The 16,725-nt window shown below is 73.4% G+C and carries 6 protein-coding genes; 5 read left to right on the top strand and 1 reads right to left on the bottom strand.

Going from position 1 to position 16,725, the window contains the following annotated elements; genetic code table 11:
* Positions 1–3: 3 nt before the first annotated feature.
* Positions 4–978 (bottom strand): ferritin-like domain-containing protein, encoded by a 975-nt coding sequence (locus ACFYZA_RS02850; protein ID WP_388486562.1) that lies wholly within the window; start codon positions 976–978, stop codon positions 4–6.
* Between ACFYZA_RS02850 and ACFYZA_RS02845 the strand changes: the two genes are divergently transcribed.
* The 5 genes from ACFYZA_RS02845 to ACFYZA_RS02825 are packed head-to-tail and all read left to right on the top strand — an operon-like array spanning position 962 to position 16,714.
* Complete coding sequence (locus ACFYZA_RS02845) at positions 962–2,383, top strand: condensation domain-containing protein (protein ID WP_388486560.1); 1,422 nt, start codon at positions 962–964, stop codon at positions 2,381–2,383. The genes ACFYZA_RS02850 and ACFYZA_RS02845 overlap by 17 nt on opposite strands.
* A gap of 39 nt (positions 2,384–2,422) precedes the next feature.
* Positions 2,423–8,968 carry an amino acid adenylation domain-containing protein gene (locus ACFYZA_RS02840; protein ID WP_388486557.1) on the top strand — a complete coding sequence of 2,182 codons (6,546 nt, stop codon included), beginning with the start codon at positions 2,423–2,425 and terminating at the stop codon, positions 8,966–8,968.
* Positions 8,965–14,430 carry an amino acid adenylation domain-containing protein gene (locus tag ACFYZA_RS02835; protein ID WP_388486555.1) on the top strand — a complete coding sequence of 1,822 codons (5,466 nt, stop codon included), beginning with the start codon at positions 8,965–8,967 and terminating at the stop codon, positions 14,428–14,430. The genes ACFYZA_RS02840 and ACFYZA_RS02835 overlap by 4 nt, the downstream gene beginning before the upstream one ends.
* Complete coding sequence (locus ACFYZA_RS02830; RefSeq protein WP_382584137.1) at positions 14,427–15,581, top strand: saccharopine dehydrogenase NADP-binding domain-containing protein; 1,155 nt, start codon at positions 14,427–14,429, stop codon at positions 15,579–15,581. The genes ACFYZA_RS02835 and ACFYZA_RS02830 overlap by 4 nt, the downstream gene beginning before the upstream one ends.
* Positions 15,578–16,714, top strand: a complete 1,137-nt coding sequence (locus tag ACFYZA_RS02825; protein WP_388486553.1) for a Gfo/Idh/MocA family oxidoreductase — start codon at positions 15,578–15,580, stop codon at positions 16,712–16,714. The genes ACFYZA_RS02830 and ACFYZA_RS02825 overlap by 4 nt, the downstream gene beginning before the upstream one ends.
* Positions 16,715–16,725: the final 11 nt, after the last annotated feature.

The raw sequence follows: 16,725 nt of genomic DNA, 5'->3' as shown, positions 1-16,725 counted from the left end.
AGTTCAGCCGGCCCGGCCGGCCGGCCGGCGAACCGGCGAGCCGTCGCCGAGCAGATCGAGCCGGTCGAGCCCCAGGCGGACCCGGTCGGTCAGCAGGTCGATGTGGTCGAGTGCGCTCACGACCCGGGTGAACACGGTCCGCCGGTAGGCGACCATGGCGCGGTCGCTCGCCGCGTACCGGATGCCCGCCGTGTGGTCGACCTCCAGGCGCTCCCACAGGTCGCCGAGCAGGAAGCGCCGGCGCATGAGGGCGGCGGCGTCGAGGACCAGGTCCTCGCGTTCGGCCCTCTCCGCACGGGTGAGCTGGCGGTTGACGTCGCGCAGGGCGAGCACCCCGAACGAGACGTGCCGGGCCTCGTCGCGCGCGACCAGGGTGGTGATCCGGCGGATGAGCGGGTCGTGGAAGGTGGTGCCCGCGAGCCGGAACGCCGCCATGGCCAGGGCCTCCACGACGATCTGCATGCCGAGTGCGGTGATGTCCCAGCGGGCGTCGGACAGGACGTCCTTCAGCAGGGCGTGCAGTGCCTCGTTGACGGCGTACGGCTGCGGGATCTTCTCCCGCAGATAGCGCGAGAACACCTCGACGTGCCGGGCCTCGTCGGTGACCTGGCTCGCCGCGCACAGCTTGGACTCGACGTCGGGCAGTTCCTGGACGAGCCGGGCGGCCGCGGCCAGGGCGGCCTGTTCGCCGTGCAGGAACTGGCTGACCAGCCAGCTCTGCAACTCCCAGCGGAAGGTGTCCCACATGGGCCGCCCGCGCACCGCCATCGGCGAGGCCTCGAAGGAGACGCGCGCGAAGTCCGTGCCGTCCGGCAGCGGTTCGCCGAACGGCACCGGCTGCGACCAGTCCAGGTCCTCGGCGGCACTCCACTGCTGCTCCTGGGCGCGCTGGTAGAGGCGTTGCAGCTGGGGCGTGCGCGGTGTGTAGTCCCAGGACAGTCGGGTGTGCGCCGGTGTCGGTATGTCGAGGTCCCGCATGCCGGGGACGCTAGCAGCGCACGGCGCGGTACCAGCGGTTTCTTTCAATGCCGCCAAGTATCTTTCAGTACCCGATGCCCTCTCGGGGACGGTCGGTAGCTTGAGCGCCGTGGGGAATTCCGAAGAGCGCGAGACCGAACCTTCCGTGGGACAGCGGCTGTTGTGGTTCCTCGATCGCTATCGCGGTCAGGACGGAGCCCTCAACTGCCCCATGATGTGCCGCATTCGAGGGCCATTGGATCATTCAAGGCTGCGTACGGCCCTGGACCGGGTATCGGCCCGCCATGACGCCTTGCGCACGGTATTCACCGGTGGCGGCAGAAAACTGCGCCAGATCGTGCGCGAGCCGCACCCGGTGGAGCTGTGCCATGTCGATCTGCGCGGCGAGACGGATGCCGAATCCGCGGTGCGGGAGCGCATTTCCGAGGAACTCGCCACCCGGATCGACGCCACCGAGAACGCGGTGCGCTGCACGCTGTGGCAGGTCGCCGACGACGAGCACGTGCTGTGCGTCAACATGCACCATCTCGTCACCGACTCCTGGTCCTGCGGGGTCGTCTTCCAGGATCTGTGCGCCGTGCTCGACCGGCTGGCCGGCGGGACGAAGGAGCTGCCGGATCCCGGCTGGCAGTTCACCGAGTTCGCCGACTGGCAGCGGGGCGCCCTCGAAAGTGGCGAGCTGAAGAGCCAACTGGACTACTGGCGGCGGGAGTTGGCCGGTCTGTCGCTGCCGCCGCTGCCCTCCCGGGCCGACCCCGGCCCGCGCAGCACGGCGCTCGTGCGCGGCGAGCTGTCCGCCGCCACGGTCGCGGCGCTGCGCTCGCTGGCCGTCGGCCGGGGCAGTTCGCTGTTCGCCGCGATGCTGACCCTGTACTACGCCACGCTGCACCACACGACCGGGCGCACCGATCTCGCGGTGGCGTCCCTGTACGCGAACCGGCTGCGCCCGCAGACCCGCCGCACGGTCGGCTTCCTCGCCAACATGGTCGTGCTCCGCACCCGCCTCACGCCGTCGGCGCCGGTTCTGGACGCGCTCAAGACCACGCACGCGACCGTGGTGGGCGGCTTCCTCAACCAGGGAATTCCATATCAGCTGCTGCCACTTCCCGGTTCGGGGAACGACGGGGCACGCGCCGACGACATCGTCTTCCAGATGCTGGCCGAACCGGTCTACAGCATCACCGTCGGCGAGCTCGACATAGAAGTCCTGGTGCCCGACGGAGTGGGCAGCAGATTCGAGCTGGAACTGGTACTCGTGCCGCACAGCGAGGGATTCCACGTCCTGCTCTTCTACAACGAGGGCCGCTTCACCCCCGCCTTCGCCCAGGAATTCGTCCAACGTTTCGTGGCGGCCTCCGAATTGGTCTCCAAGAACGCGGAACTGCCCGTCAGCCGGATCTGTTGACCACCATCGGGGGCACCCATGGGAATTTCGCTCGATGACATGCGCAGGGCCGTCGCGGACCTGCTGGAGGAACCCGTCGCATCCGTCCTCGACGACGACGACCTGGTGGCCCGGGGGCTGGATTCCATGGGCGTCATGCGGCTCGCCGGGCTGTGGCGCAGGGAGGGCGTGGCGGTCACGTTCGGCGAACTGATCGAGCGGCCCCGGCTGTGCGACTGGTGGACGCTGGCGAGCGGCCGCGCCGGCGGGCAGGACGGCGACAAGCCCCGGGACGCGGACGACGCGGCCGCGCCTGGCGACGCGTACACGGAGACCGACGAGCGGGCGCCCTTCCCGCTGGCCCCCATGCAGCACGCCTACTGGATCGGCCGGGCGGAGGGGCAGGCCCTGGGGTCCGGCAGCCATTTCTACTTCGAGTTCGACGGCCCCGCCCTGGACCCCGACCGTCTCGACGCCGCGCTGCGCTCGCTCACCGCCCGGCACCCCATGCTGCGGGCCCGCTTCCTCGACGACGGCACCCAGCGCGTCGACACCGCGCCCACCGGCCTGGCCGGCGTGCACGACCTGAGCGAGCTGACGGCCGAGCGGAGCGAGTCGGAACTCGCCCGGCTGCGGGCCGAGTTGTCGCACCAGCGCATGGACGTGGCGCGCGGCCAGGTACTCGATGTCCGGCTCACCCTGCTCCCCGGCGGCACCGGACGGCTGCACATCGACATCGACATGCTGGTCTGCGACGCGATGAGCTTCCGGATCGTGATCGCGGATCTGGCGCGCCACTACGACCGCCCGGACGAGCGGCCCGCACCCTCGCTCTACAGCTACCCGCGCTACCTCGCCGAGCGCTCCGCGCGCCCCGCCGAGGGACGCGAGCGGGACCGCGCCTACTGGACGGCGCGGCTTGGCACCCTGCCGGGCGGGCCCCAACTCCCGTTGGCCACCGCCCCGGAGCAGATCCGCGACCCGCGCACCACCCGCCGCAGCCATCTGCTCGAACCCGCCGCGCGCGAACGGCTCCTGGCCCTCTCCCGGACCCACGGGGTCAGTCCCTCCATGGCACTCGCCGCCTGTTACGCGCAGGTGCTGGCCCTGTGGAGCGCCGAGGAGCGCTTCCTGCTCAACCTGCCGCTCTTCGACCGTGACCCCGTACACCCCGATGTGCCGTCCCTGGTGGGCGACTTCACCAGTCTGCTGCTGCTGACCGTCGAGCCCCAGGAGGCGGATTCCTTCGCCGCGCGGGCCCGCCAGGTGCAGGCCGGCTTCCGGGAGGCCGCCGCGCACGGCGACTACCCCGGCACCGAGGTGCTGCGCGACCTCGCCCGCACCCGGCGGGGCGCGGCCCTCGCCCCGGTCGTGTTCACCAGCGCCCTCAGCATGGGTGAGCTGTTCGGCCCCGAGGTGCGCGGCGTCCTGGGCGAGCCGGCCTGGATGAGCTCGCAGACCCCGCAGGTGTGGATGGACCTCCAGGTGGTGGAGGAGGCCGACGGGATCCGGCTCAACTGGGAGGCGGTGGACGCGCTCTTCCCCGAGGGCACCGTCGACGCGATGTTCGCGGCGTTCCGGACCCTGGTGTCCGAGCTGACGGCCCCCGGCGCCGACTGGAACGGCCCGCTGCCCGATCTGCTGCCCGCGCGCCAGCGCCAGGTGCGGCAGAAGGCGAACGCCACCACGCGCACCCTGCCGGACGCCCCGCTGCACAGCGCGTTCTTCGCGACGGCCGCGTCCGACCCCGGCCGCACCGCGCTGCTGTGGCGCGGCGGCGAGCTCGGCTACGGCGAGGTCGCAGAACGGGCCCTGCGCCTGGCCGGGGCGCTGCGCGAGCGCGGTCTCGCGCCGGGCGACGCGGCCCTGGTCACCCTGCCCAAGGGGCCGGACCAGATCGTCGCCGTGCTCGGGGTGCTCGCGGCGGGCGGCGTCTACGTGCCAGTCGGGGTGGACCAGCCGGCCGAGCGCCGGGCCCGTATCCAGGCGTCGAGCGGCGCCCGCGTCGAGGTCACCGCCGCCACGCTCGCCGATGCCGCCTCCGCGCGCCCGCTCGACGTGCCCGCCTGCCCGCCCACCAGCGAACCGGCGTACCTGATCTACACCTCGGGGTCCACCGGCGTCCCGAAGGGTGTCGTGGTCTCCCACCGGGCGGCCGGCAACACCATCGCCGCGCTCGCCGAACACTTCTCGGTGGGGCCCGACGACCGGACCCTGGCCGTCTCCGCGCTCGACTTCGACCTGTCCGTCTACGACATCTTCGGCCCGCTGTCGGCCGGCGGCGCGGTGGTGTGCGTGAGCGAGCCCGAGCGGCGCGACGCCCGGGCCTGGCTCGCCCTGGTACGCGCTCACGGCGTGACCGTCGTCAACTGCGTGCCCACCCTGTTCGCCATGCTCCTGGAGGCCGCGCAGGCCGAAGGCGGCGCGCCCTCGCTGCGGGTGGCCCTCCTGGGCGGCGACCGGGTGCCCGTCACCCTGGCCGAGCGCGCGGCCGAGGTCTTCCCCGCTCTGCGTTTCGCGGGGCTCGGCGGAACCACCGAGACCGCCATCCACTCCACCGTGCAGGAGGCCAACCGGGCTTTTCCGTACGGCAGTTGCGTGCCGTACGGCGTGCCGCTCGCCAACCAGCGGTGCCGGGTGGCCGACCCGTACGGCAGGGACCGGCCGGACTGGGTGCCGGGCGAGCTGTGGATCGGCGGCGCCTCGGTGGCCGACGGATACCGCGGTGACCCGGAGCGCACCGCCGACCGGTTCGTGACGCATGAGGGCCTGCGCTGGTACCGCACGGGCGACCTGGCCCGCTACTGGCCGGACGGCACCCTCGAATTCCTCGGCAGGTCCGACTTCCAGGTCAAGATCCGGGGCCATCGCATCGAGCCCGGGGAGATCGAGGCCGCCCTGGTCTCGCACCCCGGGGTGACGGCGGCGGCCGTGGTGCCCGTCGGGGACGAGCCGCGCCGCCTCGCGGCGGCCGTCGTGCTGAGCCCCGAGGCGGAACAGCCCGCGGGCGACACCCAACTCCCCGACGGCGAAGGCCCGTTCGCTTCCGCCCTGCGCGAGCACCTGGCCGCGCTGCTTCCCGCGCACATGGTCCCCGACCGCCTCATCAGCCTGGCCGCGCTGCCGCTCAACGCCAACGCGAAGGTGGACCGCGGCGCGCTGACGGAGCTGCTGTCCGGCGCGCCCCGCGCGAGCAACGCCCACGTCCCGCCCGAGGGGCCCGTGGAGGCGGCCGTCGCGGCGCTGTGGGAGCAGCTGCTCGGCACCGAACGGGTGGGCCGCACGGACGACTTCTTCGCACTCGGCGGCGACAGCCTGCTGGCCACCCGGCTGCTCACCCGGCTCAAGGCCGAAGGCCTGCACGACGCCGACCTCGGCCGGCTGTTCGCCGCGCCGACCCTGCGGGAGTTCGCCGCCGGGCTCACCCCCGGGCGCCCGACCCGGCTGCCCACCGTCACCGCCGACCCGGCCCGGCGCGGCGAACCGTTCCCGGCGACCGATGTGCAGCGCGCCTACTGGCTGGGCCGGGGGTCCGACTTCACCCTGGGCGGCGTCGGATCGTACTGGTACTGGGAGTTCGACGGCCAGGACGTGGACCTCGGCCTCCTGGAGGACGTCTGGAACCGCCTCGTGGAGCGGCACGAGATGATGCGGGCCGTCTTCGACGACGACGGCAACCAGAAGATCCTGCCCAAGGTGCCCCGGTTCCGCCTCACCGTCACGGAAGCGGCCGCCGGGGAGGAGGAGTCGGCGCTCGCCTCCCAGCGCGCGGCCATGGACCACCGGGTCTTCGACGTGAGCAGCTGGCCGCTGTTCGACATCGCCGCCACGCGATACGGCGGCGGTCGCACCCGGATCGCCTTCGGCTTCGACTACATCGTGCTCGACGCGCTGAGCATCATGACCCTCTTCTGGGAGCTGTCGGCCCTCTACCGGGCGCCACGCACCCAACTCCCCTCCCTGGGCGTCTCGTTCCGGGACTACGTCCTTCAGGCCGCGCCCGCCGAGGACGACCTCGCGGCCGACCGGGACTACTGGCGGGCCCGCCTGGACGACCTGCCGCCCGCGCCCGCGCTGCCGCTCGCCGTGGACCCGGCCCTGGTGACCGCGCCGCGCTTCGCCCGGCGCGAGTTCGCCCTGGAGCCCGCCGTCTGGGCGGCGCTCACCGCGCGGGGCCGCGAGGTGGGGCTCACGCCCTCCGCGCTGCTCGCCACCGCGTTCGCCGACGTCCTCGCCGCCTGGAGCGCGCACCCGGACGTCACCCTCAACCTCACGCTGTTCGACCGGCGCGAGGTGCACCCCGACATCAACGACATCGTGGGCGACTTCACTTCGCTGCTCCTGGTCGGCCACCGGCCCCGGGCGGGCGAGGGCTGGGCGTCCGCCGCGCGCAGGTTCCAGCAGCAGATCTGGGACGGGCTCCAGCACAGCTCGGTCTCGGCGATCTGGGTCCTGCGCGAACTCGCCCTGCGCGACGGGGTGATGGACTCCCCCATGCCCGTCGTGTTCACCAGCACGCTCGGCGTCTCGGACAAGCTCGCCGACCTGAGCATGCCGTTCGGGGAGCAGGTCTACGGCCTCTCGCAGACCCCGCAGGTCTGGCTGGACTGCCAGGTGGTCGAGCGGGACGGCGGGCTCGCCATCAACTGGGACGTGGTGGAGGAGCTATTCCCCGACGGGGTGGTGGCCGAGATGTTCGGCGCGTACGAGCGGCTCCTTCGCACCCTGTGCGAGGCGGACTGGGCCTTCGAGGTCGCCGTGCCGCTCCCGGCCGCGCAGCGCGAGGCCCGGGCGGCCGTGAACGCCACCGGGGCCCCGGCCGGCGGCGGGCTGCTGCACCAGGCGTTCTTCGAGCGGGCCCGCCGCACGCCGGAGCGCCCCGCCCTGCTGTGGGGCGAGTCCGCCACCCTGGACTACGCGGGCCTTGCCGCCCGGGCGCTGGCCGTCGCCGGGGCGCTGCGGGTTGCGGGGGTGCGGCCCGCGGACCTGGTGGCCGTCGTGCTGCCCAAGGGGCCCGACCAGATCGCCGCGGTGCTCGGCGTGCTCGCCGCCGGGGCGGCGTACGTCCCGGTGGGCGTGGACCAGCCGCCCGCGCGCCGCGCCCGCATCCTGGCGAACGCCGGGGCGCGGGTGGCGCTGACCGCCGGCGACGCGTCTGGAGAGTGGCCGGCCGGGGTCCACCGCGTGGACGTGGCCGAGGCGTTCGGCGCCGCGCCCCTGTCCCGGCCGGTCGATGTGCCCGACGACACGCTCGCGTACACCATCTTCACCTCGGGCTCCACGGGCGAGCCGAAGGGCGTCGAGATCACCCACCGGGCGGCCGCCAACACCGTCGAGGACATCGGCGAGCGGTTCGGGGTGGGCCCCGACGACCGCGTACTGGCCGTCTCCGCCCTCGACTTCGACCTGTCGGTCTACGACATCTTCGGCCCCCTGTCGGCCGGTGGCGCGATGGTCCTCATCGACGAGGAGGACCGCCGCGAGGCGCACCGCTGGCTCGGCTCGGTCCGCGCCCACGGCGTCACCCTGTGGAACACGGTGCCCGCGCTGCTCGGCATGCTGCTCGCGGCCGCGGGTGACGGCCCCGCGCTCGACGGGCTGCGCCTCGCGCTGGTCTCCGGGGACTGGGTCGGCCTGGACCTGCCGGGCCGGCTCGCCGAGCGGGCTCCGCACTGCCGCCTGGTCGCCCTGGGCGGCGCCACCGAAGGCGCGATCTGGTCCAACTTCCACGTGGTGGAGCACCTGTTGGAGAACTGGCCGTCCATCCCGTACGGCACTCCCCTGCGCAACCAGCGCTACCGCGTGGCCGACGCCCACGGCCGCGACTGCCCCGACTGGGTGCCCGGTGAGCTGTGGATCGGCGGCGCCGGGGTGGCCGAGGGCTACCGGGGCGACCCGGTGCGCACGGCCGAGCGGTTCGTGACCCACGCGGGAGAGCGCTGGTACCGCACCGGTGACCTCGGCCGCTACCGGCCGGGAGCCATACTCGAATTCCTGGGCCGCGCCGACCACCAGGTGAAGGTCGGCGGCCACCGCATCGAGCTGGGCGAGATCGAGGCGGCGCTCGGCTCGGCACCGGGCGTGGCCCGCGCGGTGGCACTGACCGTCGGCGAGCGGCCCCGCCACCGCATCGTGGCCTTCGTCGTCTCCGACACCGGCATCGCACCCGACAGCGACGCCCTGCGATCCGCTCTCGCCGAACGGCTCCCGCACTACATGATCCCGGAGCGGATCGAAGCGGTGGAGCTGCTGCCGCTCACCGCCAACGGCAAGGTGGACCGCGCCGCCCTCGCCGAGCTCGCCGCCGGTGCGGGGGCGGGGCCGGACCGGGGCGAGCCTCCCCGAGGAGACCTCGAACAGCTGGTCGCCGGCGTCTTCGGCGCGGTCCTGGAGACCGACCGGGTGGGGCGCGGCGAGAGCTTCTTCCTGCTCGGCGGGGACAGCCTCACCGCCACCCGTGCCGCCGAGGAGCTGTACCGGGAGACCGGACTGCGACTGACGCTACGTCAGTTCTTTGCCGCCCCGACCGTGAGCGCGCTCGCCGCGCTCGTCCAGGAGCAACGCAACACGACCGCCCTGACCGCCATGGAAGAGGGAACCCTATGAACATCGCCGGGCTCTTGGCCGAACTGGAGGCCGCCGGGGTCGAGTTGTGGGAGGAGTCGGGACGTCTGCGGTTCCGCGCCCCCCAGGGCGCACTGACCGAGGAACGCCGCGAGGCCCTGCGCGCCCACAAGGAGCAGGTGCTCGACCACCTGCGCGAGGAGCGCACCCGCACCACGGTCGTGCACCACCCCGACGACCGCCACACCCCGTTCCCGCTCACCGATGTGCAGACCGCCTATCTGCTCGGCCGCAAGGACCTCTTCGCGTACGGCGGTGTCGCCTGCCACGCCTACGGGGAACTGCGCTTCACCCGCCTCGACCCGGCCCGGATGGAGAAGGCCTGGCAGCGGCTGATCGAGCGGCACGACATGCTGCGGGCCGTCGTCGACGAGGAGGGCTCCCAGCGGGTCCTGACGGCGGTGGCCCCGTACCGCATCGAGGTCACCGACCTCCGCGAGGCCACGCCGGGGCGGGCCGCCGAGGCGCTCGCCGCGCAGCGGGACGCGATGGACCACGAGATCAGGCCGGCGGGCGTCTGGCCGCTGTTCGAGCTGCGGGCCACCCTGTTCGCCGACCACGCCCTGCTGCACGTCTCGCTGGACTTCCTGATCGCCGACTACGTCTCGATCAACCTCCTGCTCGACGAACTGCGCACCCTGTACGCGGACCCGTCCGCCGCCCTGCCGGAACTGCCCGTCACCTTCCGGGACTATCTGCTCGCCGAGCGCGGGCTGCGCCAGAGCACCCGCTACGAGCGGGACCGCGCCTACTGGCTGGACCGCGTGGACGACCTGCCCCCGGCCCCCGCGTTCCCGATGCGGGAGACCCCGGCCGCCGAGGGCCCGGCCCGGTTCGTACGCCATCGGATGGCGCTGCCCCTGGCCGACTGGCAGGCGCTGCGCGACACGGCCACCGCGCGTGGCCTCACCCCGTCGGGGGCGGTGCTCGCCGCGTACGCGGAGGTCATCGGCCGCTGGTGCAACCGGAAGCGCTTCACGCTCGACCTCACGCTCCTGAACCGGCTGCCGCTGCACCCCCAAGTGGGCTCCCTGGTGGGCGACTTCACCTCCGTCGAGCTCCTTGAGGTCGACCGCTCGTCCGGCGCGACGTTCGCCGAGCGGGGCAAGCAGCTGGTGGGCCGGCTCTTCGAGGACCTCGACCACCGGCTGTTCACCGGTGTGGAGGTGATGCGCGAGATCGCCCGCAGGCGCGGCCAGGACGCCGCTTTGATGCCGGTCGTCTTCACCAGCGCCATCGGGCTCGGGGACGCGGCCTCCGCTCCGGCCGACGACACCGAGGGCCGGCTCGTGCACGGCATCAGCCAGACCCCGCAGGTGTGGATCGACTGCCAGGTCATGGAGGACCGCGAGGGCCTTTCGCTCAACTGGGACGTCCGCGAGGGCGTGCTCGCGGACGGAGTGGTGGACGCCATGTTCGCCTCCTTCCGCACCCTGGTGGAGCGGATGGCCGCCGACCCCGGCGTGTGGGACCTCGCGGTCCCGACCGAGCTGCCCGCCGAGCAGAGCGCGCGCCGCACCGCGGTCAACGCCACCGAGGCCCCGCTCCCCGAAGCCCTCCTGCACGAGGGCGCCTTCGCGGCGGCGGCCCGCACTCCCGAGAGCCCCGCGGTGATCAGCGGCGACACCGTCCTCAGCCACGGCGAGGTGGCCGCCCGGGCCCATGCCGTCGCCGCCGCCCTCAAGGGCGCGGGCTGCGCGCCGGGCGACCTGGTCGGCGTCGTGATGGACAAGAGCTGGGAACAGGTCGTGGCCGTCCTCGGCACCCTGCTGGCCGGCGCCGTCTACGTGCCGGTCGACACCCATCAGCCCGAGGCGCGCCGCGAGCAGATGCTCCGGGACGCCAAGGTCGGCTGTGCGCTGGTGCGTTCGGGCCGAACCGTCCTGCCCGAGGGCGTCACCGCCATCGAGGTGGACACCCTGGCTCCCGCGCCGACGGCCCCGGTCGGCCGGCTGCGGGAGCCCGACGACCTCGCCTACGTCATCTACACCTCGGGGTCGACCGGCAGTCCCAAGGGCGTCATGATCAGCCACCGGGGCGCGGTGAACACGATCGACGACATCAACGACCGGTTCGCGGTGGGCCCGGACGACCGCGTGCTCGCCCTCGCCAACCTCGGCTTCGACCTCTCCGTCTACGACGTGTTCGGAGTCCTGGCCGCGGGCGGCACGCTCGTCCTGCCCGACCCGGACCGGCGCGCCGACCCCTCGCACTGGGCCGACCTCGTCGCCCGGCACGGAGTCACCCTCTGGAACTCCGTTCCCGCGCAGCTGCACATGGTCAACGAGTACCTCGGCACGGAACCCGTGCCGCTGCCCTCGCTGCGCCTGGCGCTGCTGTCCGGCGACTGGATACCGGTGTCGCTGCCCGACTCCATCCGCGCCAAGGTGCCGGGTCTTACGGTGACGTCGCTCGGCGGCGCGACCGAGGCGTCCATCTGGTCGATCCTGCACCCCATCGACGAGGTGACCCCGGGGCTGCCGTCGATCCCGTACGGCCGGCCGCTCACCAACCAGCGCTTCCACGTCCTGGACGCGGCGATGGAGCCCTGTCCCGATCTGGTGGCGGGCGAGCTGTACATCGCGGGGACCGGGCTCGCGCTCGGCTACCTCGGCGACGAGGCGCGGACCGCCGAGCGCTTCCTGACCCATCCGCGCACCGGCGAGCGCCTCTACCGCACCGGGGACCTGGGGCGGTATCTGCCCGACGGGGAGATCGAGTTCCTCGGCCGGGACGACCGCCAGGTCAAGATCCGGGGCCACCGCATCGAGACGGCGGAGGTCGAGGCGGCCCTGCGCAGCCACCCGGCCGTGGCCGACTGTGTGGTGCTCGTCGAGGGTGAACGCCCGTGGGAGCGGCGCCTGATGGCGTTCGCCGAGACCGCGCGCGTACCGGCCGGCGCCGCCGAGCGGGACAGCGCCCTGGTCGAGGCGGTGACCGCCGACGGCGAGGAGGTCCGGGCCGGGGTGAACGCCGAGCAGGTCGTCGGGTTCGCACGGCGTCTGGACGAGGCGGCGCTGCTCGCGATGATGGACGTCCTCCAGAACAGCGGCCTGTTCGCCACGGCGGACGAGCGGCATTCGCTCGGGGCGATCCTTCTCTCGGCGGGCGTGGCGCCCAAGCACCACCGCCTGGTGCGCCGCTGGCTCGCCGCCCTCGAACGCGAGGGATATGTGGAGCGGTCGCCCGAGGACGGCGACTACCGCGCGCTGCGCCGGGCCGAGCCCGGCTCGGTCGACGAGGCGTGGCTGCGGGTGGACGAGGCGCTGCCCACCGCCCAGGACGGCTCGGAGCTCCTCAGCTACTTCCGTACGGCCACGGCCCACCTCCCGCAGCTGCTGCGGGACGAGCAGGACCCGGTCCAACTCCTCTTCCCCGAAGGCCGGTTGGAGATCCAGGAGGCCGCCTACACCGAGGGCTTCCTCAACTCCTACCTCAACCGGGTCGCGACCTCCGTCGTCCAGCGGATCGCCCAGGAGCACGCCCCGCGCGGCACCCTGCGGCTGCTCGAAGTCGGCGCGGGCGTGGGCGGGGTGAGCGTTGAGGCGGTGCCGCGGCTCGCCGGCCACGACTGTTCGTACCTGTTCACCGATGTGTCGCAGTTCTTCCTGAACAAGGCGGCCGAGCGCTTCACCGACTTCCCGTGGGTGAACTACCAGCTCTTCGACATGAACGAGGAGTACCGCCCGCAGGGCATCGAGCCCAACTCGCTCGACGTGATCCTGTGCGGCAACGTCATGCACTACTCGCGCGACGCCTCGGTGGTCCTGGACCGGATGCGGGAGATGCTCGCGCCGGGCGGCTGGCTCATCTTCATCGAGACGACCCGGGACAACTACCAGATCCTGACGTCGATGGAGTTCCTCTTCGACGCCACCAACGGCGACTTCGAGGACGTGCGCAAGGGAGCGGACCAGACCTTCGTCGCCCGTGACCAGTGGCTGGACCTGATCGAGGGGGCCGGCGGCGAGACCGTGGTGTGCCTGCCGGACACCAAGGACCCGCTGTCCACGATCGGCATGCACGTCTTCGCCGTCCAGTTCAAGCAGGACCGGGTCCCGGCGAGCGCCGCCGAGGTCCTCGGCCATGTCGCCGAGCGGCTGCCGGAGGAGATGATCCCGGCCCACCTCCAGCTGGTCGACGCGCTGCCGCTCACCGACAACGGCAAGACCGACCGGCGCACCCTCGCCTCCTGGCTGCTGCCCAAGGGCGCCGTCGAGCAGCGCGCCGGGGCGGGTGACCGGGTGCCGATGACCGATCTGGAGCAGCGCATCCAGGCCGCCTGGTGCACGGTGCTCGGCACGACGGCCGTCGGCCGCGAGGAGACGTTCTACGAGGCCGGCGGTGACTCGCTGCTCGCCGCCCAGGTGGTGGGCGTGCTGCGCGAGGAGGTGGCCGAGGCCAAGCACACCTTCTTCGACGAGCTGTTGCGCGAGGTCCTCAACGGCGCCTCCGTGGCCCGGCTCGCCGCCCTGCTCGCCACCGGGCAGATCGACGGCGAGCAGACCGCCGAGCAGCAGAGCGCCCCGGCCGCGCCCGCCGCGTTCCCGGGCGGCGGGGACGACGAGGGGGTGTGGGCCACCTGCGCCGAGGGGTTCGGCACGGCCGAGCGGTACGCCGCGCTGTGCGCCCCGCTGGAGGACGCGGGCCCGCTCCTGGACCTCTCGGCGAGCCATCCGCTGACCGACTACGCGGACACCACACCGGGCGTGCTCATCGAGCGGGTCGCCCACGACCGGGCGAAGACCCTGCGGGCCACCGGCCACACCCGCTTCCACCTCGTCGGCGCGCATGTGGGCGGGGTGCTCGCGGCCGAGACCGCGCGGCTGCTCGCGGAGGGCGGCGCCGAGGTGGACCTCACGGTGATCAGCAGCTACCCGCTGCCCGCCGTGGTCGAGGACGACGCGTTCGCCGAGTACCTCTTCGCGATCGGCGCGGGCCTCGACCCGGCGGTCCTCGGACTGCCCGGCGACACCCTCGCCGGGCCCGCGCTCGCCACCGTCCTGGCCGCCACCCCGGGGTACGTGCCCGGGGGCGCGCTGGCCCGCCTCGACGGTCCGCACGCCCAACTCGCCTCATCCTTCGGCCAGTACGCGGCCCGGCCCGAGCCGGAGCGGATCGCGGCGCTCGCCGCCGCGCTCGGCACCGATGCCGACGCGCTGCGCCCGCGCCTGCGGGCCGGCCGCGCGCTGGCCGACGCCTGCGCCACGCACCGCCCGGAGCCGTACGCGGGCGACCTCACCCTGGTCCTGCACACCGACGAGATCGCACTGTGGCCGACGCTGCGCGCGGACATGACCGAGTGGTGGAGCGGCGGCTGTCTGGGCGAGGTGCGAAGGATCGACGCCCCCGGCACCCACTTCGACTGCCTGGATCCGGCGCGCGCCGCCCGCATCGCGGCCCTGCTCACCGATGTCCGTACGGAGAAGGAGAACCAAGCGTGAACGCTCCGATCATCGCGGTCCTCGGAGGCTATGGCGCGGTGGGCCGCGTCGTGGCCCAGGAACTGGCCTCCGCACACCCCGGGGCGACGCTGCGCATCGGCGGCCGCGACCCCGGCCGGGCCGAGGCGCTGGCGGCCGAGCTGAAGGCGACCGGCCGGCCGGGTCCGGTGGAGTCCGCCCGTGCGGACACCGCCGACGCGGCCTCGCTCGACGCCTTCTGCCGGGGCAGCCACATCGTCGTCAACTGCGCGGGCCCCTCCTACGTCGTCCTGGACACCGTGGCCAAGGTCGCCCTCGCGGCGGGCGCCGACTACGTGGACGCCGGTGGTGACGAACCCGTGCACCGGGCCCTGTCCGAGCAGCGCCTCGCCGAGAGCGGCCGCACCGCGCTGCTCACCGCGGGGATGATGCCGGGCCTCACCGGGCTGCTTCCGCGCTGGCTCGCCGCCCAGGACCTGAGCGAGCCGAGCCGGCTCACCGCGTACGCGGGCACCATGGACCGGCTCACCCCGGCGGGCGCCGCCGACTACCTGCTCAGCCTCGGCGGCGGCTACGGGGAGGCCCAGTCGGCATGGCGGGACGGGGCCCGGGTGCTGCGCGCGCTCACCCCGCTCGCCGATGTGCGGCTGCCGTTCTTCCCCGGCACCGTCAGCGCCTACCCGTATCTGAGCTACGAGATCGAGCGGCTCGCCCGGGACCTCGGCCTGTCCACGGTGGACTGGTACAACGTGTTCGACGGCGGCTCCCACATGCTCAAGACGCTCAGCCGGCTGCAAGGTGCCATGGCCGGGCAGAGCGATCTGACGCCGGCCGCCCGAGAACTCATCGACGCGGCCGCCCTGGACCTGTTCGGCCGCGCCCCCTATCAGCTCTTCGCCCTGGAGTTGACGGGCCGTCATGCCGGAGCGCCCGCGACCCGTAGCCTGGTGCTGCGCGCGGGCGACACCTACCGGCTCACCGGGCTCGTCGCGGCCCTCGCGGCGAGCGCCCTGGTGGACGGCTCGGTGGCGCCCGGTGTGTACTACGCCGCCGACGTGCTCGACCCGTCCTCGGTGGTGGAGCGGGTGGCGAAGCTGGACGAGGTGTCCCTGTTCGAGACCTACCGCGTCCCGCTCGCCGAAGCCGGTGACACCGAGGAGGGCGAGCTGTGAGCGCGGCCGGGCGGCGGCCCCGGCTGGTGGTGTGCGGCACCAAGTTCGGCCGGATCTACCTCGCCGGGGCCGCCCGCGCCGACTCGCCGTACGAACCGGCGGGGGTGCTCGCCCGGGGCAGTGAACGCTCGCGCCGGGTCGCCGAGCACTACGGGATCGAGCTGTTCACCGAGGTGGACGCCATCCCCAAGGACGTGGCGGCCTGCGCCGTCGTCGTGGGCGCCGGGATCAACGGCGGTCCCGGCGCCCGCCTCGCCCAGGACCTGATGGCGCGCGGACACCATGTGCTCCAGGAACACCCGCTGCACCAGCAGGAGTTGGCCGACTGCCTGCGGGCCGCCCGCGAACACCGGGTGGCCTACCGGCTGAACACCCACTATCCGTACGTCGAGCCGGTGCGCAGGTTCATCGCCACGGCCCGGCGCCTGCTGGGCCGTCAACGGGCGCTGCACATCGACGCGGCGTGCTCCTTCCAGGTCCTCTACACCGCCTTCGACATCATCGGCCGCATGCTGGGCGGAGTACGCCCCTTCGCCTTGGGTGCTCCCTCACAACTGCCTTCCACAGCGGCTGAGTTGAGCCAGTCGCCGCATGTGTACCGGAGCCTGGACGGTGTGGTCGGCGGGGTGCCGCTGACCCTGCGGCTCCAGAACGACATGGACCCCGGCGACCCGGACAACCACATCCACCTCTTCCACCGGATCACCCTGCACACCGAGGGCGGCCACCTCACGCTCGCCAACACCCACGGCCCGCTCCTGTGGAGCCCCCGCCCGCACATGCCGCAGGACATCCGCACCACCGCCGCCCTGGCCGACTCGGCGGACCCCTACTTCGCCTACCCCAGCACCGAACCCCTCGGTCCGGGCACCGCGCCGGACCAGCGGGCCATCCTGGGCGAGCTGTGGCCGCAGGCCGCGGCCAGGGCGCTCGGGGCGCTGCGCACGGCCGTCGAGTCGGGCGAGGACTCCGCCAAGGACGGCCAGTACCACCTGGCGCTGTGCCGGCTGACGGCCGAGGCCACCGAACGGTTCGGCCCCGTACGTCTGCACCGGGGCAGCGCGCCCGAGGTACTGGCCGGCTCCGCGGTCGACGCGGGCCCCGGCGGCCCCGACCCGAGGAGCGGCCCGTGAACAGGCCGGAT

The sequence above is a fragment of the Streptomyces sp. NPDC001828 genome (assembly GCF_042892175.1).
Classification (GTDB): domain Bacteria; phylum Actinomycetota; class Actinomycetes; order Streptomycetales; family Streptomycetaceae; genus Streptomyces.
This window is presented reverse-complemented; position numbering and strand designations above follow the sequence as displayed.

Bases quoted from the DNA above. Each gene is read 5' to 3' on its own strand.
- ACFYZA_RS02840 (WP_388486557.1), top strand. From the start codon at position 2,423: ATGCGCAGGGCCGTCGCGGACCTGCTGGAGGAACCCGTCGCATCCGTC.
- ACFYZA_RS02850 (WP_388486562.1), bottom strand. From the start codon at position 978: ATGCGGGACCTCGACATACCGACACCGGCGCACACCCGACTGTCCTGG.
- ACFYZA_RS02835 (WP_388486555.1), top strand. From the start codon at position 8,965: ATGAACATCGCCGGGCTCTTGGCCGAACTGGAGGCCGCCGGGGTCGAG.
- ACFYZA_RS02845 (WP_388486560.1), top strand. From the start codon at position 962: ATGTCGAGGTCCCGCATGCCGGGGACGCTAGCAGCGCACGGCGCGGTA.